Here is a 17,903-nt window from a genome sequence, read left to right as displayed (position 1 = left end):
ACCGCCCTCTTGGATCGGTTAGGATGACCCCCCGGCTTGCACCAATCCCCCCGCCTCGAAGACCGCCGATGGAACGCGTCTATTTCCCCGAACCGATCCCCGACGGCCGGGCGGTCGTCTCGGGGCCCGAGGCGCACCACCTCTCCCGGGTCCGACGGGCCAGGCCGGGCGATCCCGTGGAGTTGTTCGACGGCCGGGGGCGGTCGTTCCTGGCGCGGATCGAGTCGATCGGGAATGGAAGGGTCGAGGTCGCGATCGAGGCGTCCTCGCCCGCGAGGCCCGGGCCGAGCGCCGAGCTGACGTTGGCGACCGCCGTCCCCAAGGGGGACCGCTTCGACTGGTTGATCGAGAAGGCGACGGAGCTGGGCGTCCGACGCCTCGTGCCGCTCCGGACCGGTCGCTCGGTCGTCGACCCCAGGTCGAGCAAGCTGGACCGCCTGCGTCGGGTCGTGATCGAGGCGTGCAAGCAATGCGGGAGAGACCGGCTGATGGAGCTGGCGGGGCCGATCTCCTGGGAGGAGTTCCTGGAACTCGGCCCGGACGGGGAGGGGCTGATCGCCCACCCGGGCGGGGTCTCGATCGGTCGGCTCGGGCCGATCCGGCGGGCGACCCTGGCGATCGGGCCGGAAGGGGGCTTCACCGACGAGGAGGCCGGGTGGGCGATCGCCGCCGGGTGGAACGCGATCGGCCTCGGGCCGACGATCCTGAGGGTCGAGACGGCGGGCCTGGCGGCCTGCTCGGCGATCCTGGCATTGAACGAGGGGACACTCGAGTGATGGACCGGGACCTGCTCTTCGGCGGATTGGCGCTCGGTCTCTTCGCCGGCGTGCTCGGCGGGGTGTTCGGGATCGGCGGCGGCCTGGTGATGGTGCCCGCGATGATCCTCCTCTTCTCCTTCCCGATCAAGACGGCGACCGGGACCTCGCTGCTGGCCCAGGTCTTACCCGTGGGCATCCTGGGGGTGATCCAGTATTACAAGCTCGGGCACGTCCGGATCGGTTTCGGCCTGAGCATGGCACTCGGCCTGCTGATCGGCATCTTCGGCGGGGCGATGATCGCCGGCCTCTTCCCGGCCCCGGTGATGAAACGCCTCTACGGCATCTTCCTGATCTCCTGCGGCGCCTACTTCCTGCTCGCCCCCGCCGGGGTGACGCCCAGGCCGAAGGCATTGCCGGTGGAGGCCGAGGCGCCGGGGCGGCCCGGGGAATTGCCGCCCGATCAGGAGGTCCAGTGACCGTCGGACTTGTCCTGGTAGACCGACCAGACGTAACCGTCCGGGTCCCGCAGGGCGAACTCTCGCCAGCCCCAGGACTGGTCGACCGGCTCCCCGGAGACGCCGATGATCGCACCCTGCTCGATGCAATGCTGGTAGAAGCGGTCGACGTCCTCGACCTGGATCTGGAGATGGATCCCCAGGCCGAGGCGCTGGTCCCGGAACTCCTCGTCGTGGGCGTCCTGCGGGTGGAGCATGATCGTGAAGGAGCCGAACCGGAGCACGACCAGGGCGATCGGCCCCCCCTCGTACTCGGCCAGTTCCTGGACGACCCCCGCGCCGACGACCTCATGGTAGAAGTCGCGCGATCGCACGATGTCGCTGACGTAAAGGAAGACGCTCGTGACCTTCGCGTTCATTCCAACCCCCTGGAGGCCGGTTCGGCCGGCGATCAGGCCGGAAGATACCCGGCCGGTGTCCGTGGATCAACGCGACGTGCCCGGATCGACCGATTCCGGGCCGATCAGGGTCGAGTCTCGAAGAAGTCGACGACCTCCCGGACGGCGGGCAACAGGTAGCCGGCGGCGGAGTAATGGCCGCAGTCGTACCACCGGATCGGCGGCCGGCCGGCGGCCTCCCAGAGTCGGGAGGCCGCCTCGGGGGGGATGATCTCGTCCGACCGGCCGGCGATCATGAGGACCCGCTTCGATCGGAGCCGGTCGGCGTACGTGAGCGGGTCGAACGGCCGGGTCAATGCCTCCAGGTCCTCCCGGCTCCGTCCCGACTCGATCCAGGCGTTCCGGGACTCCCGGGCCTCGGACTCCGGCAGGTTCCAGAGGATGTCGGCCAGGCCGCCCCCGGCCAGGAGGATCGCCACCCGGTCGAGCCCCGGGTCGGCCTCCGCCGCCAGGGCGGAGACCAGGCCCCCCAGGCTGATCCCGGTCACGCCGATCCGGCCGGCGTCCACCTCTTCCCGGGCCGCGAGCCAGGTCGAGGCTCGTCGGACGTCGCAGACCCCCTGCCGCATCGCCAGCACCGAGCGTTCGATGTCCGAGGACAGCAACCGGGCCTCCATCCCGACCGGGCGACGTTCCCCGTAGTAGGGGAGCTTGACGAACAGGACGGCGACGCCCCGATCGGCCAGCCTGGCGGCCATGTATCGGGAGAGGGCGAAATCGGCCCCGAGGATGTGCAGGACGATCGCCCCGGGCCGCTCCCCCGGCCGATCGGGCCGGAAATATTCCGCGTGGACCACGTTGTTCGAAGGGTCCGGCGAGACGACCGGGGAGGGGAAGGTCAGGGTCGAGACCGAGTAGCTCGCCGTCTTCCGGATCGGCCGAAGCTCGAAGGCGAAGGTGTCCGCCCCGAGCCGGAACCCATCGGGGACCGTCGCTTCCGCCGGGGAGGGCGAGAACGTCACGGTCCCGCGCTCGATGGTGCCGAGGACGGTGGCGAGGGCGATCGAGGCGATCATTCGGGTTCCGATCCGGTCCGTCCCGGGGTATTTCGCATGGTCGAAGACACCGACCCTCGCTAGGATACCGGACCGCGGCGGCGGCGGGGAGGGAGGGACCGACCATGTCGACTTCGAGAACGGTCCGAGACCTGGCCCAGCTGGAACCCGGCCAAGTCTGCCTGATCAAGCCGAGCGCCCTCGGGGACGTGGTCCACGCGTTGCCAGTCCTCTCGGCCCTCCGGGGTCGTTGGCCAGACGCCCGATTCTCCTGGGTGATCAATCGGGGGCTCATCGGCCTGGTCGAGGGGCACCCGGACCTGGACGAGGTCATCCCGTTCGACCGCTCCCGGGCCGGGGTCGGCCCGAGGGGCCTCGGCGTGTCGTCCCGATTCCTGATTGGCTTGAGGCGGCGTCGATTCGACCTGGCGATCGACCTGCAAGGGCTATTCCGCTCCGGCCTGATGGCGTTCGCCACCGGGGCCCCGGTGCGGGTCGGCCGTGCCGACGCGAGGGAAGGGGCCGGGTGGACCTACACCCATCGGATCGGTTCCCGGGCGGAACACGCGGTCGACCGCCTGCTCGACGTGGCATCGGCCTTCGGGGCGGATGTCGCTCGACCGCGATTCTCGCTCCCGATCCGGGAAGAGGATCGGCGGTGGGCGAGGGAAGCGGTCGGGGATCTCCCCCGGCCTTTGATGGTGATCAACCCCGGGGCGCGATGGGTCACCAAGCGGTGGCCGCCCCGGCACTTCGCCGAGGTCGCCCGCAGGGCGATCACGACGGCGGGCGCGGGGGTGGTGGTCGTCGGCGCCCCGGAGGATCGGCCACTGGCCGAGGAGATCGCTGGCCGCCTCGGTGCGGTCGGTCTGCCGGTCCGGGACCTGACCGGGAAGACGACGCTCTCGGGGCTCGCCGCCGTCGCGAGCGAGTCCGACCTGGTCCTCTCCAACGACACGGGGCCGCTGCACCTGGCCGTCGCCTCGGGGGCCCGGGTGATCGCGGTGTTCACCTGCACGGATCCGGCGAAGACCGGCCCCTACGGCCCCGGATCGACCGTGATCCGGGCAGGCGTCTGGTGTGCGGGGAGCTGCATCCGGACCTGCGACCGGATGGAATGCATGGTCGAGCTTTCCCCGGATCGAGTCTGGCCGGCGGTCGCCGAGGCCCTGAAGGGGACGCCGAGGAGGGTCGCCTGACCGGGGCCGTCAGGCGTGTCGGGCCTCCTGGTGCTTATGCCCGGGTTCGACCTGACTCGTCCCCTCGACCCGGGAGGCCCGGTGCTTCATGCGGAAGTCGAGGACCAACGGGAGGTGGTCCGAGGCGTCCCGGGCGAGCCTCGAGCGGACGACGTGGGCCTGCTCGACCTCGACCTGGGGGCAGCAGAAGATCTTGTCCAGCGAACTCATCGCCAGGTAGGCCGGGAAGGATCGGAAGCGTTGGAGCGGCTCCGTCACCTGGCGCAGGCCGTGACGGGCGAACGGGCCCCTGGCCAGGGTGTTCCGCCAGTCGTTGAAGTCGCCGACGATGACCGTCGGCAGGTGGCACGATTCCCGGTAGCAATGGTGCTCGAGCAAATAGGAGGCCTGCCACTGCCGGGTGCTTTCATGCAGGCCCAGGTGCCAGTTGATCAGGTGCAGCGGGCCGGTCGGCGTCGAGACGACCACCAGCTGGGCCCCCCGCTTCTTGCGATTCAGGTACCGCAAGCAGACGTCGTGCGATCGCTCGACCTTCCAGCGGGCGAGGAGCAGGTTGCCGTAGGATCCGACCCGGAATCGGTGGTTCGTCTGGGAGACGGGGTGGTAGTCCGGGAACGCCCCCGAGAACGCGGCGACCTGGTCCCCGCCGCCCGCCCTCGGGATCCCGTCGGCGACCTCCTGGAGGCAGATCAGGTCGGGCCGCTCGTGGGAGATCACGGCGATGATCCGATCGAGGTCGTATCGGCGATCACGACCGCCGATCCCCTTGTGGATGTTGTAGCTCAGCAGTCGCATCGTCGCTGGCGACGCGTCGCGCCGCATCCTCGGGCATCGACCGGTGGGGTTGGCGGAGGTAGTCGATCCCCGCCAGGACGCTGACCGCACCGGTCAGGGCGAGCAGCGGAACCGGGGCCGAGCGGGCAGTGTACACCAGCCAGAACAGGAAGAGGAACTGGAGGGCCGTCGTCGCCTTCCCCAGGGGTCGAGGCGGCATGTGGCGGACCGACCGCCAACCCTTGAGTGAGACGGCCAGCAGCACCCCGGAGAGGACGGCGAGATCCCGGGCCGCGACCAGGAGCAAGTCGGGGACCGTCACGATCCCCTCGGCCAGCAACGTCAGCAGCACGACCCCGATGAAGAGCTTGTCGGCGATCGGATCGAGAGTCCGGCCGAACGTGCTCGACGCATGGAAGAGGCGGCTGAAGGCGCCATCGAAGGCGTCGCTTGCGGCGGACAGGATGAGGATCGTCGGCCAGTACGAGGGGCTGGTCAGCGGGAAAATCCCCGCCAGGCCGATCCTCGCGAAGGTCAGGATGTTGGGCAGGAAGTGGGCCATCGCCCGGGACGATCGGCTCACCGTCGGGCCTCCTCGGTGCGGAGCCCTCCGGCGGATCGACGATCGCGGATCCGAATCCGGGCGACCACGCGTTCTCGCTTCAATCGACCCCGGAGTCCGATCAGGTTGAAGTGCTTTTGGACCCGCTCGGCCTCGCGTCGATTGGAGATCACCGGGCCGTCGAGCATCGGGGAGACGCGGGAGGAGAGGCCGATCCGCCCCCGGGTCGCCCGGGAAATCCCGAACAGGGCGACCGCATGGGCGATCACCCGGAACGCGACCCAGAGACCGACCACGTTCGGCCCCGGCAGGACCGAGATCAAGATCGAGGGGACCAGGATCACGAGATCGAGCAGGAGCCAGGAGAGCCGGAACCGGAGGCGATTCCCGAGGTACTCCCGCCAGGCCAGCCGGGCTTCCTCGGCGGGGAGGGTGCTCGGGTGGACGAGTGTGATGGCCTTCGCGTTGCGGAGGGCCATGAGCAGTCGCTCGTCGGCCGGCAGCTTCGCCTTGAGCCAGGAGATCGGCGATCGGAGCCAGGCGGGCGCATGGGACTCGGCGTCCCGGATCCAGGTCAGGAGCCGGTCGGATCGGGCCCGGGGCCCGTCCGTGGCCGTCGTCAAACCGGAGGTGGAGTCGTCATCCCCCGAGTCCTCGTCGCCGAGTCTCGGCTCGTAATAGAAGATCGGCTCGATCCCCACGCGGGGGAGGACGAGGATGCAAAGGACCCTCGGATCCGATCCCCCCGGGGACTCGGCCGAATCCGCTCGGCGATCTTCGGCCAGGGTGCTGCGGCTCATCTGAGGGCCCCGGTCGATCTCCGACCGGGGTTCCTTGGTCAGGTCCGGCGGGCGACCTCGGGTTCGACCCGCCCCCGGCAACGATCCCCGGCCTGATGAGAAGATCTGAGCAACCACGATGCCGGGGGGCCGTCGATCGTTTCGCCGGGTCCGGGGACGTCGGGCATCCGGGCGGCCCGGTTCAGGACGACCGCTTCGGCTTGGCCCGGCCGTTGAGGATCGCCTTGCGGTCGCCGAACCGGGTGACGACGTAGGTGCCGCTCTTGGGGCTCCGGGCGATGTCGACGACGGCGGCGTTGTCGGCCTCCTCCAGCAAATGGGTGAAGGTCTTGTAGCCGTAGTAGCTCTCGTCGAACGAGGGCTTCTTCCGCTTCATCGTCTCCTTGATCATCGACGCGTAGAGGATGTCGTGATTCTCCCGGGTCAGGGCGTTGCAGGCCTCGATGAGCAGGGTGAAGACCTCCCGCTTCTTCTCGGGGATGGAGGAGTCGAGCTGCTTGACCGTCTCCTGCTCGTCCTGCTCGTAGCGCTCGAGGTCCTCGTAATAGATGAACTCGTCGCAATTGTCCCGGAGAAGCTCGGAGGTCGAGCCTTTCATGCCGACGCCGATGACGTGCTTGTCATTCTCCTTGAGCTTGGAGACGAGCGGGGAGAAGTCGGAATCCCCCGAGACGATCACGAAGGTGTCGATGTGGGACTTGCTCCAGGCGAGGTCCATCGCATCGACCACTAGCCGGATGTCGGCCGAGTTCTTGCCCGTCTGGCTGCGCCGGGGGATCTCGATCAGCTCGATGGCCGACTCGTGGAAGGGGGCGGTGTAGGCCTGGTAGCGATTCCAGTCGCAGTAGGCTTTCTTGACGATGATCTTGCCCTTCTCGACGAGCCGTTCGAGCACCTTTTGGATGTCGAATCGGGGCTTCTTCTGGCTTTCGAACCCCAGGGCGAGGTTCTCCAGGTCGATGAAGACGGCAAGGGTCCGGCCTTCGTCGGCGTTCATGGGAGCAGTGGGGCGTGGTGTCAGGGGGGATCGGTGAGGGGACCGGCGGAGGCCCATGGTACGAAGCATACGCTACGCCCCGGCCGAGTTCCCCGCAATCCCGAGTCGTCGGCCCCGATCGCGGGCCGGCCGGGGGCCGGGCCGCGATCGAGGCCGGTGGGGGCGGCTCAACGACGAGCCGAGGCGGACCAGCCGCCGGCGTAGAGGTCTCGGACCGATCGTCGGGGCCTTGACTCGTTGACCGAGAGGACACGACCCTCGACCTCCGAGCCGTCCAGGGCCTCGACCGCCGCGCGGGCTTGGTCGTCGTCGGGCATGTCGACGAGGCCGAACCCTCGGGAGCGGCCGGTCCTCATCTTGGTCTGAACCTCGGCCCAGTCCACGGTGCCGAAGGGCTCGAACATCGACCGCAGCATCTCCGAAGTCACCGAATAGCTAAGATTTCCGACGTAGATCCTCATATTGGGAAGAAATCCTTTCGATTTGCTGGTGGATTCGAGAGGGAAGACAGACCTGATCGCTGGCCCGGGATTGTCGCCCCACCCCGGGTCTCCCGGGCTTCTACGTGCGCGCCGCCATGTTCGTTCGGTGGCCCGACGAGGGGTGCCCACCCCGGTCCAGTCGGGCGGCGGCCGATGCGGATCACTTGCCGGCGATTCCGAGCAGCTCGATCTCGAAGATCAGGGTGGCGTTGGGGGGGATGGGGCCGCCCGGGGTCCCCGACTCGCCGTAGGCCAACTCCGGGGGGATGACGACCCGCCACTTGTCGCCGACCTTCATCAGCTGGAGCGACTGCTTCCAGCCCTCGATGAACTCGCCGACGGGGAAGGTCATCGGGCCCTTGCCGTCGGTCGAGTCGAAGACCGTGCCGTCGAGCAGCGTGCCCTTGTAGTTGATCGTGACGGTGTCGGTGAGGGTCGGGGTCGCCCCCTGCCCCGCCTTCATCGGCTCGTACTGGATGCCGGAGCTGAGCATCTTGACCCCCGGCTTCTTGCCATTTTCGGCAAGGTAGGCTTCGCCGGCGGCCTTGTTCGAGGCGGCCTGTTCCTTGTTCGCCTCGAGCATCTCCTTCTCGGCTTCCATCTGCCGGGCGAGGAGCTGCTTCTCGAACTCCTCCATCACCTGATTGCACTGTTCCTCGGTCAGCAGGGGCTGGGAGTCGGTCAGGCCGTCGGCGATGCCCCGGGCGACGAGCGTGGCGTCGAGCCGGAACTGATCGGCCTGCGTCTTCAGCGTGCGGCCGATATTGAGGCCGAATCCGTAACTGGCCTTGGAGTTGAGGTCGGGCAGGGGCGACGGGTCGCCCTGGGATGCCTGGGCCTGCTTCGGTGCCGGCTGGTCCTGGGCCCGCGCGGCGGCTGGGCTCGCGACCAGCAGGGCGCCCAACGCCATGACCATCAGGTCACTCATCGAGACTCCTTCCGGTTGGGAGGAAGAGGGGGAGGGATCGGCTGCGAAGGACGCCTCGTGCGCCTCGGCCTCCCATTCTAACGGAGGAGGGGCGGCGGCGATAACCCGAGATGGGCCAAACGGGGAGCGCCGGGCCGAGTCACCGGGGCACCCGGGTCGCGTAGGATGATCCCGGGGGGGCCGATCCCGTGGACCTCGCCGCGGCGTTCCCCGGGCCACCCGTTCCCCGGCCGGGATGGTCGGGATAGGATCGAGGGGCGGGGCGAGTTCCGATCGCGAGGCCCGAGTCGCCCGCCGGCGGCCGGCCCGGATCCTCGGGAGGCGACGGCATCATGTTCGGAAAGCTATTCGGGTCGAAGTCGAAGGAGACGAAGCCCGGGAAGAAGTCCCCCGAGCTCCCGAAGAAAGAGAAGCCCGCCGCCGTCCCCAAGATGAAGCGGGTCAACCTCACGCGCCGCTTCACCATCCTGGCGGAGACGAGCCAGGGGACGATGTCGTACGTCTCCAAGGCGCTCGACAACGACCAGAAGCGCTCCGTCTGCCTCAAGGTCCAGAACGCGCAGAAGACCGCGGACGCCCTGGCCCGGGCCGTGAAAGAAGGCAGGCCGCCCGAGGGGTCGATCGGGGCCGCCATCCGGCACCGCAACGTGGTGCTCACTTACGATTTCGGGCTTTCCACGAAGAAGGAGCACTGGCTCTCGATGGAGTTCATCGAGGGGGTCAGTCTCAACGAGATCCGGAAGATCGGGGCCCGGGACCTGTCCGGGAAGCTCGACCTGCTCATCCAGACGGCCGACGGGCTCGACGCGGTGCATCGCTGCGGCTACATCCACCACGACTTCGGCCCGAAGAACGTGCTGGTCAATCGCGAGAACGTCTGCAAGATCATCGACTTCGGCCTGGCCGTGCCCGACGAGCCCCGCTTCCACCGGCCGGGCAACCGCACCGGGACGCTCCAGTACATGGCCCCGGAACTGATCCGTCGCGAGTCCACCGACCGCCGGATCGACGTATTCTCCTTCGGAGTGCTGGCCTTCGAGATGGTGTCCAATCGCCTGCCCTACGAGATGACCGGCGACCAAATGGCCATGATCCGCCACCGGATGAATGCCGAGCCGATGAAGCTGGCCGAGGTGGCTCCCGGCCTCCCGGCGGATCTCTGCGGGGTGGTCGATCGCGCCCTCGCTCGCCGCAAGGAAGACCGGTTCTCGACGATGGCGGAGGTCGCCGTCGCGCTCCGGAAATTGAAGGACGCCCCCGGGGACGACCGCTGATCTGTCGCCGGCGGCTTGCGTCGCCGGGCCCGTCGGGTCACACTCTCGGGATCGTCCGGATTCGTCAGCTTCGGGCGGCGCCGAGGGCGTTCCCGGCCGCCGCCAGCTTCGGCCCGGACGCCCGCACCGACGCTCCAACATGGAATCCCCCCAGATTCGCCCCGGCTCCGTACCGGAGGCCGCGAACGACCCCCGAGTCCTCGCCTACTTCCGGAATTCGGCCCAGGGAAACCTGGCGGTCCAACTCGTCGTCGGCCTCGGCGCCCGGGCCGATCGACTCGGCGTGACCGCCCCGGATCAGATCGAGGGGAACCAGGGCATGCTCCTCTCGATCCCCTGCCCCGATCCGGCCCTGCTCGACCGGGTCTCGACCCTCTGCCGGGACCTCGGCGCCGAGGTCCATCGCCGGCGAGGTTGATCCGACCCTCCCCACCCTTGTGCGAGCCCCTCCCATGACGCCAGCGTTCCTCCCCGGAGCCGCCCTGCTGCTCTCCTCGTTCCTGGCCCCGACCTCGGGACCGATCCAGGACGTGCCGCCCTTCGCGAACGACCTGCCTGAGCATTCGACGGGGGAGCCGGTCCTCGCCTTCAATGGGAAGGATCTCTCCGGCTTCTACTCGTATCTGAAAGACCACAAGTACGAGGATCCCGAGGGCGTCTTCTCGATCGTCGACGGCGAGATCCGGATCAGCGGCGAGGAGTGGGGCGGCATCACGACCGAGGAAGAATTCGAGGATTATCACCTGATCGTCGAGTGGCGATGGGGAGATGAGACCTTCGCCCCCCGGGCCGAACGGTCCCGGGACTCGGGCATCCTGCTGCACTGCGTCGGCGAGGACGGCGCGGCCGGCGGACAGTGGATGGAGTCGGTGGAGTGTCAGATCATTGAGGGAGGCTGTGGCGACTTCATCCTGGTCGGCGGCGCCGGGCGGCCGAGTCTGACCTGTTCGGTCCGGGAGGACGGGGGACAGCTCTACTTCGACCCGGTCGACGGCTCCCCCGAGACCCGCGATTCGGCCCGGTTCAACTGGTGGGGTCGTGATCCCGAGTGGGAAGACGTGCTCGGCTTCCGGGGCGCCCGGGACGTGGAGATGCCCGCCGGGGAATGGAACCGGATGGAAGTCATCTGCGACGGCGACCGGATCACCAACATCGTCAACGGTTACGTGGTCAACGTCGGCACCGGCTCCAGCCTCACCAAGGGCAAGATCCTGCTCCAGTCCGAGGGGGCGGAACTGTTCTGCCGCCGGTTCGAGGTCCGGCCCCTGACCGAGGACTGATCGGCCTCCCCCCGACGCGTCGCGCTTCCCCGAGGGTCGAGTCCGAGTCATAATAAGATGGATGCTCGGATCGATGCCCCGTCGAACGACCGGCCGAAGACCGCACGAACATGCCCGCTCGATCGTGCCTCTCCATCCCGATGCTCGTCCTCCTGGCCGCCTGCGGCTTCCCCGATTCCGCGAGGGGGCAGGGGGCTCAGGTCGCCAAGGGGGTCCAGTTCCTCAAGTCCAGGGGACCGGAAACCGATCCCGGCCAGGCCGCCCTCGCGGCCCTGGCGATGATCAAAGCCGGCGTCCCGAAGGACGACCAGGCCCTGCAGGAGACGGTCAAGACGGCGCTCAGGGCCTCCACGTCCGATGGCTACGCCCCCGCCCGATCCGGCGGGGCGGACATCTACGAGACGGGGGTCGCCTGCATGATGATGGCCAATCTCGACCCCGTCGCCTATCGGCCGATGCTCCGCTCGGCGGCGGCCTACCTGATCGGCAAGCAGAAGAGCAACGGCGCCTGGGATTATTCCGCCAGGACCGGAGACACGGGAGACTGCTCGATCTCGCAGTACGCCGTCCTCGGCCTCTGGGAGGCCGAGAACGCCGGGATCCGGGTGCCGCCGAGCGTCTGGGAGCGGGCGGCCCGCTGGTACATGTCGGTGCAGCGAGGGGGGGGGTGGAACTATCACCCCGATGCTCCCAGCCCGCCGACCGTCTCGATGACCGCGGCCGGGACCGGCAGTATCATGATCTGCCGGATGCAACTCGCCCCGTACAAGAAACGCCGATCGAGGCCGATCAGCCCGCTGCTGACCCCGCTGATCCCCGACAGCGACCTGGCGGAGTATCGGGTCGGCCTGACCGATTCCCAGTTCGAGCAGGCGATCGGCCAGGGGATTGCCTGGATCGCCCGCAACTTCAGGCCGGGACAGGACACGCTGTTCGGCCCATCGAGCTATTACGGCCTCTACGGCTGCGAGCGGGTCGGCGGCCTGGGTGAGCAGGATCAATTCGGCTCGGTCGACTGGTTCCGGGTCGGCGGCCAGTACATCGTCAGCTCCCAGGGGGGCGACGGGAGCTGGAATGCCCAGTACGACGCCATCCCGAATACGTCCTGGGCCCTGCTGTTCCTGACCCGGGCCACGGAGAAGTCGATGGCCCGGATCAAGGTCGAGCGACTCGCCTCGGGGACGCTCCTCGGCGGCCGGGGGTTACCCGAGAACCTCGAAAACCTCACGGTCGCCCAGGGTCGAGTGGTCGTCCGGCCGATGAATGGGGCCATCGACGAGATGCTCGCGGTGCTGGAGGACGCCCGGGCCGACGGGACCGAGTCGGCCCTGTCGGGCCTGATCGACCGCTACTTCACGAGCGGCTCGCTCGCATTGAAGCCCTACAAGGACCGCTTCCGGGTCCTGTTGCTGGACGGCATCCCCTCGCAGCGACTGACGGCCGCCTGGGCCCTGGCCCGGACCGGGGACCTCGACGTGGTCCCGGATTTGATCGCCGCGCTGGAAGATCCGAACGACGAGGTAGTGGCGACCGCCCGCTACGGGCTCGGCCTGATCAGCCGGCGCCTCGACGGCTTCGGGCCGCCCCCGAACGCCGACGCCGAGCAGAAGCGGGCATCCGCGGAGCGATGGCGGGCGTGGTACGAATCGGTCCGCCCCCCGGAACTGGTCGATTAGGCCCCACTCCTGGCGGCGACCGGGCCGATCCGACGCGAGACCGCCCCATGACGGCACGAAATACTCCCGACACGTCGACCCCGACCCCGCCCGGGCCGGCCTCCGAGGCTCTCCAGCCGATCGGCCCTCGCATCTACGGGGAATCGGCCTACGACCGGGTCACGTCGCTGCTTATGGCGGTGATCATCGGCTCGGTGATCGTCGTGGGATGGCTCGGGCTGATCTACCTGACGAACCAGTCCTACGCCAAGAATGTCCCGGCCGAGATCCGGATCATCGAGGTGTTCGGCGGCGGTGGCACGCCGGAGGGAGAGGAGGACTCGACCGAGCGGGTCGACGTGAGCGATGCGGCGGCTGCGGCCTTCGCCTCTAACAGCGAGCTGTCCCCCGCGGATTTCGAGGAACCCGCCGTGCAGCAGACGCCCTCGGCGATGGTGGAGGCGCTGGCCGACGAGCAGTTCGCCGACCTGGCCGAGGAGATGCCCCAGGGCGGGGCGGTCGCCACCGGCATCCGGGCCTCGAAGCTCGGCTCCGGGGCGGCCTCGTACGGTCTCGGCGGCGGGGACGGCGGCGTCCCCCGGGAGCAGCGCTGGAGTATCCTCTACAACCCGGGCCAGACGCTCGACGAATACGCCCGCCTCCTCGACTTCTTCGGGGTGGAGATGGCGACGGTCCTCGACGGCCAGATGCACTACGCCGCCAATTTCACGAAGGCCAGGCCCGACGTCCGGGTGACGAATCGGGGCAACGACGAGCGGCTTTACTTCCTCTGGCAGGGGGGAGGGCGTCGGCAGTCAGACATCGAACTGCTCCGCAAGGCCGGCATCGCGATCGGCCCGAGGGAGCCGATCTTCCAGTTCTTCCCGGACCAGGTCGAGCAGATCCTCGCCCGGCTTGAGCAGCAGTACAAGGGGCTCCAGCCGGCGGAAATCCGCACAACCCGCTTCACCGTCGTCCCGGCCGGCAACCGGTACGCGTTCGAGGTCATCGACCAGCAGCCCCTGAATTGAACTCCACTCATTCGAGTCGAGCCGAAGCCCGGACGCCGATCGGGGACGGCCCCGATCGTCCGATCCCCACCCCCGGATGCGACGCATGGCGACCCTCGAGATCCACGACGGCAAGGGGCGGGTCGAGTACCTGACCATCACCAGGGACCAGCAGGTCCTCATCGGCTCCGACCCGAAGTGCGACATCGTGCTCGGCGACCCGTCCGCCTTGCCCTTCCACGGGCGGCTTCGCTGGAAGACGGACCGGTACAAGATCGAGGCGACTCCGGAGGCCAGGGCGATCGAGGTCGACGGCAAGAAGGTCGTGTCTTCCAGCTTCAGGCAGGGGAGCGAGCTTCGGGTCGGCAAGGCCCGCGTCTTCCTGATCACCCCGGACGACGGCCCGGCCGATTTCGAGAAGACCAAGGTGCGGGCACGCCCCGGCGCGGCGGTCGGCGGCGGCTGGGGCGGGCAGATGGGCGGGATGCCGGGGGAGGTGGCCCCTCCCTCCTTCGAGGCCGATTTCGGCGAGGTGGAGGAGGCCCTCGATCCTCCCCCCGGCACCCCGGTCAGGCCTAACCCGAGGCGACGTGGTGGCGATCGCCCGGCGCCGAGCCCCTCGAAGGCCCGGCCGCCGGGGATCGAGTCACCCAATGCGCCAAGCCCGTTCCGATCGCCGGTGCGATGGGTCCAGTCGATCCTCTTCGGCAAGGACCAGGCGCCGGGGGAGGAACGCGTCCTGTCCTCACCGGTGGTGATCGTGCTCGGGCTCACCGTGGTCCTGATGATCTCCCTCGGGTTCGGGCTCTACGGGATCATCCGCGAGATGTCCGCGGACCGCGCCTATTCCCGGGCGAACGAAAGCATGGAGAATGCCGAATACCGCAATGCGATCGAGCGGTTCGACGCCTACCTGGACTCCTATCCCGGCCACGAGCACGCTTCCGACGCCCGAGTCCGGTCGGCCATGTCCCGGGTCCGGCAGTTCACCACCGGGGGGAACCCGGCCTGGGCGAGCGCCCTGGAGGCCGCCGGTTCGATGTTCGAGGGGACCCGGCAGGAACCCGCATTCGACGACTCCCGGGCCGACCTCGCCTCGGCTGTCATGGAGATCATCACCGGCCTGATCGACCGCGCCGGCCGGCTCGCCGACGCCGAGGCGCTCTCCCAGGCGGAGGCCGCGATCGCCCTGCATGACCGGGTCGGCGGCTCCGCCGCGACGCTGGCCCGCGACCGTAACGGCGTCGCCGATGAGCTCGAAGGAGCCCGGGCCTCCGTGACCAAGTCCCGACACCGGGCGGAGGCCCTCGCGGCGATGGACGCCGGGCTCCGGGCCGGCGACCCCGAGGCGACGTACGACGCCCGGGATTCCCTGGTCGTGCGTCATCCCGACCTGGCGGACGACCCCGAGGTCGTGTCCCGGCTGCGGTCGGCGAACGAATTGCTCCGAAAAGAGACCTCCGTCGAGGCCGACCGGATCCGGGCCTCGACCGAGCCCCGTCCCGACCCGCTCGGGCCGCCGACTTCGCTGGTCCTCCGCTCGACCCTCGAGCCCGCCGACGGCGACGGGTCGCTCGCCTTCGCCGTGGCCGACGGCCTGGCGTACGGGATCGACCCGGACCACGGCGCCCCGGTCTGGCACGTCCCCGTCGGGCTCGACTGCCCGTTCCCCCCGGTGCCGATCCCGGGTGCCGGCGGGGACGTGCTCGTGGTCGATGCCCGCCACGACGACCTCGTCCGCCTCGACGGGGCCGACGGCCGGCTCGTCTGGCGACAGAAACTCGGCGGGCCGGTGGCCGACCCCCCGCTCATCCTGGGCAATCAGATCGCCCAGGGGACGATCGAGGGGAGGCTCCTCCTGTTCAACGTGTCGACCGGCGAGCGCCAAGGGGCCGTCGACCTCGGCCGGAGGCTCTCCAGGACGCCGGTCTCCGACGAACTTGGGCGATATTACTACGTCCTCGGCCACTCGGCGGTCGCCTTCGTGATCCGACGCGACCCGCTGGAGTGCGTCGCCGTCGAGTACATCGGCCACCAGTCCGGGGCCGCGGCGTGTCCGCCCGCCCGCCTCGGCAAGTATTTCATCGTGGCCGAGAACGACCGCCCCGACTCGGGGCGATGGTCGATCTTCCAGATCGGTGAGGACGGGACGAGTCTCCGCCTGAGGCAACGCCTCGATCACCTCGGCTGGACCTGGGAGACCCCTCCCTCCTCCGGGCAGGTGATCTGGTCGGCGACGGATCGCGGGGGCATTTCGTCCTACGCGATCGGCCCCTATGAACAGGAGGACCCGTTCAAGCTCATCGCCCGGACCGTCGCGGAAGGGTCTCGCCTCGGGCCGACCTTCGCCTACGCGCGGACCGATCGAGAGCTCTGGGTCGCCTCGGCCCGCTCGGCCCTCTACCAGCTCGACGCGGAGCAGGGGAAGATCTCCTCCGGTTGGACCCTCTCCCAGGCCGGCGCCGCGACGGCCCCCCCCCAGGTCGTCGAGGGCCGGATGATCCTCACCCAGCAGCCAGAGCTTGGCCGGGGGGCATCGCTCTGGTGTGTCGAGCCCCGGAGTGGATCCGTGGCCTGGAGGACCTTGCTCGGCTCCCCCTGGCCGACCCCCGCGGAGCCGACGCCCGACGGCCGGGGCCTCGACACGCTTTCCGGGGATGGTCGCCGACTCCTCCTGCCAATCGAGTCGATCGAGGCAGGTGGATTCGTCCAGGAGATGCTGCCCCGACCGGGCGATCGACGGCTGCCGGTCGGCCGGCTCAGGCGGCTCGAAGCCGGTGACGTGACGCTGATCCTGCCGCCGGCCGAGGCCGACCACCTCTACGTCCGCGGAGACGGCCCCGGCGACCTCACCCGGGTCGTGCTCCCCTCACCCCTGGCTGCCAGCCCCATGGTCTGGGGGGGGAATCTGCTCGTCCCGGGCGTCGATGGGAGGGCCTACCTCGTCGACCCGAGGACCGGCGGCCCCCAGGCCGATCCTCTCTTGCCGAGCTTCACCGGCGACGGGCCACTCCGATGGCTCGACCCGGCCCTGCTCGATGGGGATGCCGTCGCGCTGGCCGACCGGGACGGGACCGTCCGACGCCTGGTCCGGGAAGACGGAGGGCGGCCGAGCCTGATGGTCGAAGTCGAGGTGGACCTCAATCAGGAACTCGTCGCCCCGCCGGGGTCGACCATGGATACCGTGATCCTGGCCACCGCCGACGGATGGATCCGGGCACTCGCCGCCCGCGACCTCAGCCCGGCCGGTGCCTGGGAGCTGGACGCCCCCCTGGCGCTCGGGCCCTACACCGACGCGGCGACCGGGACCGTCGTCGTCGCGGACGCCTCGGGCAAGGTGATCGCGTTCGGCCCCGGGGGAGAACGGCTCTGGACGATCGACCTGGAGGGAGACACGCTGGCCGGGCCGCCCTCGATCGGCGGCGACGAGGTCTGGCTGCTGACCCTGGGTGGCACGCTGCATCGACGATCGCTGTTCGACGGCGCATCGATCGACCGATTCGGGCTGACCCCGCTCCCCGCGGGAGGCCCCTCGTTGCTCGGCGACGCGCTCATCGTCCCCGTCGGGCCCGGCACCGTCCGACCGATGCCGTTGATTCGAGCCGAATCCTCGACGGAGTGAGCCCGGGACGCCATGAATATTGCTTGATACGGCGACCCGCGTCGAACTCGACGCGGGCGGGTCGCTCCGATCCGGGGCCGCGTGACCCCGGGGCGGGTTTGGTCATCGGGCAGGGGAGGCGGTACCCCGGCCGGAGAGCCGCAACAGGGCCCGGGCGCGGTCCTCGGCCCGTTGCTTCTCGACCTGGTCCAGGTCGGTGGTCGCCCGTCGAGACTTGGCGGAGTCCAGCTCGGACCGGGCGGCATCGGCGTCGATCTGATCGACGCGGAAGGCCCGGGACGTGAGGACGGTGACCACGTCGTCCCGGATCTGGGCGAATCCGCCGTCGACGAAGAAACGCCGGGCGATCTCCCCGGTGCGGATCCGGAGTTCGCCATAACCGAGACGACCGATCACTGGCGCCCGCCCCGGGAGCACCCCGAGTTCGCCGTCGTAGAGCGGCAGGGCGACGAACTCGGCATGCTCGTCGAGGATGGTCGCCTCGGGGGTGACGATGACGCAGCGCACTCCGCGATGTTCCTTCTTCACCGGGCTGCCCGGCGGGGTGTCGAAACCATCCTCGGGGTCGATCAGGGCCGCAGTGGTGGACATGGCCGATCAGGGTCTCCCGGTTCGTTCTCGGGGCATTCTCGCTTCGGGCAAGGCGACGGCGAG

General features: G+C 69.3%; 18 protein-coding genes. 9 read left to right on the top strand and 9 right to left on the bottom strand.

Annotated elements, in window-relative coordinates:
* Positions 1 to 68: 68 nt before the first annotated feature.
* On the top strand, positions 69 to 776 hold the full coding sequence (locus ElP_RS24400; protein WP_145274312.1) for an RsmE family RNA methyltransferase: 708 nt from the start codon (positions 69 to 71) through the stop codon (positions 774 to 776).
* Positions 776 to 1,234: a sulfite exporter TauE/SafE family protein gene (locus tag ElP_RS24395; RefSeq protein ID WP_145274309.1), complete on the top strand. Its 459-nt coding sequence runs from the start codon at positions 776 to 778 to the stop codon at positions 1,232 to 1,234. Before ElP_RS24400 ends, ElP_RS24395 begins: the two co-directional genes overlap by 1 nt.
* Here ElP_RS24395 and ElP_RS24390 read toward each other — a convergent pair.
* Together ElP_RS24390 and ElP_RS24385 are read right to left on the bottom strand one after the other, a co-directional pair.
* Positions 1,219 to 1,632 (bottom strand): VOC family protein, encoded by a 414-nt coding sequence (locus tag ElP_RS24390; RefSeq protein ID WP_145274306.1) that lies wholly within the window; start codon positions 1,630 to 1,632, stop codon positions 1,219 to 1,221. The genes ElP_RS24395 and ElP_RS24390 overlap by 16 nt on opposite strands.
* 104 nt (positions 1,633 to 1,736) lie before the next feature.
* On the bottom strand, positions 1,737 to 2,687 hold the full coding sequence (locus tag ElP_RS24385) for an alpha/beta hydrolase family protein (protein ID WP_145274303.1): 951 nt from the start codon (positions 2,685 to 2,687) through the stop codon (positions 1,737 to 1,739).
* A gap of 104 nt (positions 2,688 to 2,791) precedes the next feature.
* On the opposite strand from ElP_RS24385, the gene ElP_RS24380 reads away from it, so the two are divergent.
* Positions 2,792 to 3,865: a glycosyltransferase family 9 protein gene (locus ElP_RS24380; RefSeq protein WP_145274300.1), complete on the top strand. Its 1,074-nt coding sequence runs from the start codon at positions 2,792 to 2,794 to the stop codon at positions 3,863 to 3,865.
* A 9-nt stretch (positions 3,866 to 3,874) separates the two neighbouring features.
* Here ElP_RS24380 and ElP_RS24375 read toward each other — a convergent pair whose 3' ends face one another.
* The 6 genes from ElP_RS24375 to ElP_RS24350 all read right to left on the bottom strand — a co-directional run bounded on the left by ElP_RS24375 (position 3,875) and on the right by ElP_RS24350 (position 8,408).
* Positions 3,875 to 4,687, bottom strand: coding sequence for an endonuclease/exonuclease/phosphatase family protein (locus ElP_RS24375; protein WP_231749244.1), 813 nt, complete (start codon positions 4,685 to 4,687; stop codon positions 3,875 to 3,877).
* On the bottom strand, positions 4,614 to 5,222 hold the full coding sequence (locus ElP_RS24370) for a CDP-alcohol phosphatidyltransferase family protein (protein WP_145274298.1): 609 nt from the start codon (positions 5,220 to 5,222) through the stop codon (positions 4,614 to 4,616). The genes ElP_RS24375 and ElP_RS24370 overlap by 74 nt, the downstream gene beginning before the upstream one ends.
* Positions 5,219 to 6,001: a hypothetical protein gene (locus ElP_RS24365; protein ID WP_145274295.1), complete on the bottom strand. Its 783-nt coding sequence runs from the start codon at positions 5,999 to 6,001 to the stop codon at positions 5,219 to 5,221. Before ElP_RS24365 ends, ElP_RS24370 begins: the two co-directional genes overlap by 4 nt.
* Before the next feature lie 181 nt (positions 6,002 to 6,182).
* Positions 6,183 to 6,998 carry an NYN domain-containing protein gene (locus ElP_RS24360; protein ID WP_145274292.1) on the bottom strand — a complete coding sequence of 272 codons (816 nt, stop codon included), beginning with the start codon at positions 6,996 to 6,998 and terminating at the stop codon, positions 6,183 to 6,185.
* 167 nt (positions 6,999 to 7,165) lie between these two features.
* The gene (locus ElP_RS24355; RefSeq protein WP_145274290.1) at positions 7,166 to 7,459 is read right to left on the bottom strand and encodes an RNA recognition motif domain-containing protein; all 294 of its coding nucleotides are present in this window, start codon (positions 7,457 to 7,459) and stop codon (positions 7,166 to 7,168) included.
* A gap of 181 nt (positions 7,460 to 7,640) precedes the next feature.
* On the bottom strand, positions 7,641 to 8,408 hold the full coding sequence (locus tag ElP_RS24350) for an FKBP-type peptidyl-prolyl cis-trans isomerase (protein WP_197446334.1): 768 nt from the start codon (positions 8,406 to 8,408) through the stop codon (positions 7,641 to 7,643).
* 332 nt (positions 8,409 to 8,740) lie between these two features.
* Here ElP_RS24350 and ElP_RS24345 point away from each other — a divergent pair, with 332 nt between their 5' ends.
* The 6 genes from ElP_RS24345 to ElP_RS24320 all read left to right on the top strand — a co-directional run bounded on the left by ElP_RS24345 (position 8,741) and on the right by ElP_RS24320 (position 17,249).
* Positions 8,741 to 9,682 (top strand): serine/threonine protein kinase, encoded by a 942-nt coding sequence (locus ElP_RS24345; RefSeq protein WP_145274287.1) that lies wholly within the window; start codon positions 8,741 to 8,743, stop codon positions 9,680 to 9,682.
* Between the two features lie 139 nt (positions 9,683 to 9,821).
* Entirely contained in the window at positions 9,822 to 10,100 is a 279-nt protein-coding gene (locus ElP_RS24340; protein ID WP_145274284.1) for a hypothetical protein, read from the top strand.
* Positions 10,101 to 10,134: 34 nt separating this feature from the next.
* Positions 10,135 to 10,962 carry a 3-keto-disaccharide hydrolase gene (locus tag ElP_RS24335; RefSeq protein WP_145274281.1) on the top strand — a complete coding sequence of 276 codons (828 nt, stop codon included), beginning with the start codon at positions 10,135 to 10,137 and terminating at the stop codon, positions 10,960 to 10,962.
* A 110-nt stretch (positions 10,963 to 11,072) separates the two neighbouring features.
* Positions 11,073 to 12,638, top strand: a complete 1,566-nt coding sequence (locus tag ElP_RS24330; RefSeq protein WP_145274278.1) for a hypothetical protein — start codon at positions 11,073 to 11,075, stop codon at positions 12,636 to 12,638.
* A gap of 47 nt (positions 12,639 to 12,685) precedes the next feature.
* Complete coding sequence (locus ElP_RS24325; protein WP_145274276.1) at positions 12,686 to 13,648, top strand: hypothetical protein; 963 nt, start codon at positions 12,686 to 12,688, stop codon at positions 13,646 to 13,648.
* 85 nt (positions 13,649 to 13,733) lie between these two features.
* Positions 13,734 to 17,249, top strand: coding sequence for an outer membrane protein assembly factor BamB family protein (locus tag ElP_RS24320; RefSeq protein ID WP_197446333.1), 3,516 nt, complete (start codon positions 13,734 to 13,736; stop codon positions 17,247 to 17,249).
* 102 nt (positions 17,250 to 17,351) lie between these two features.
* On the opposite strand, the gene atpC is transcribed toward ElP_RS24320, so the two are convergent.
* Positions 17,352 to 17,840, bottom strand: coding sequence for an ATP synthase F1 subunit epsilon (gene atpC / locus ElP_RS24315; RefSeq protein ID WP_145274270.1), 489 nt, complete (start codon positions 17,838 to 17,840; stop codon positions 17,352 to 17,354).
* Positions 17,841 to 17,903: the final 63 nt, after the last annotated feature.

The organism is Tautonia plasticadhaerens, assembly GCF_007752535.1.
In the GTDB taxonomy this organism is placed as follows: domain Bacteria; phylum Planctomycetota; class Planctomycetia; order Isosphaerales; family Isosphaeraceae; genus Tautonia; species Tautonia plasticadhaerens.
This window is presented reverse-complemented; position numbering and strand designations above follow the sequence as displayed.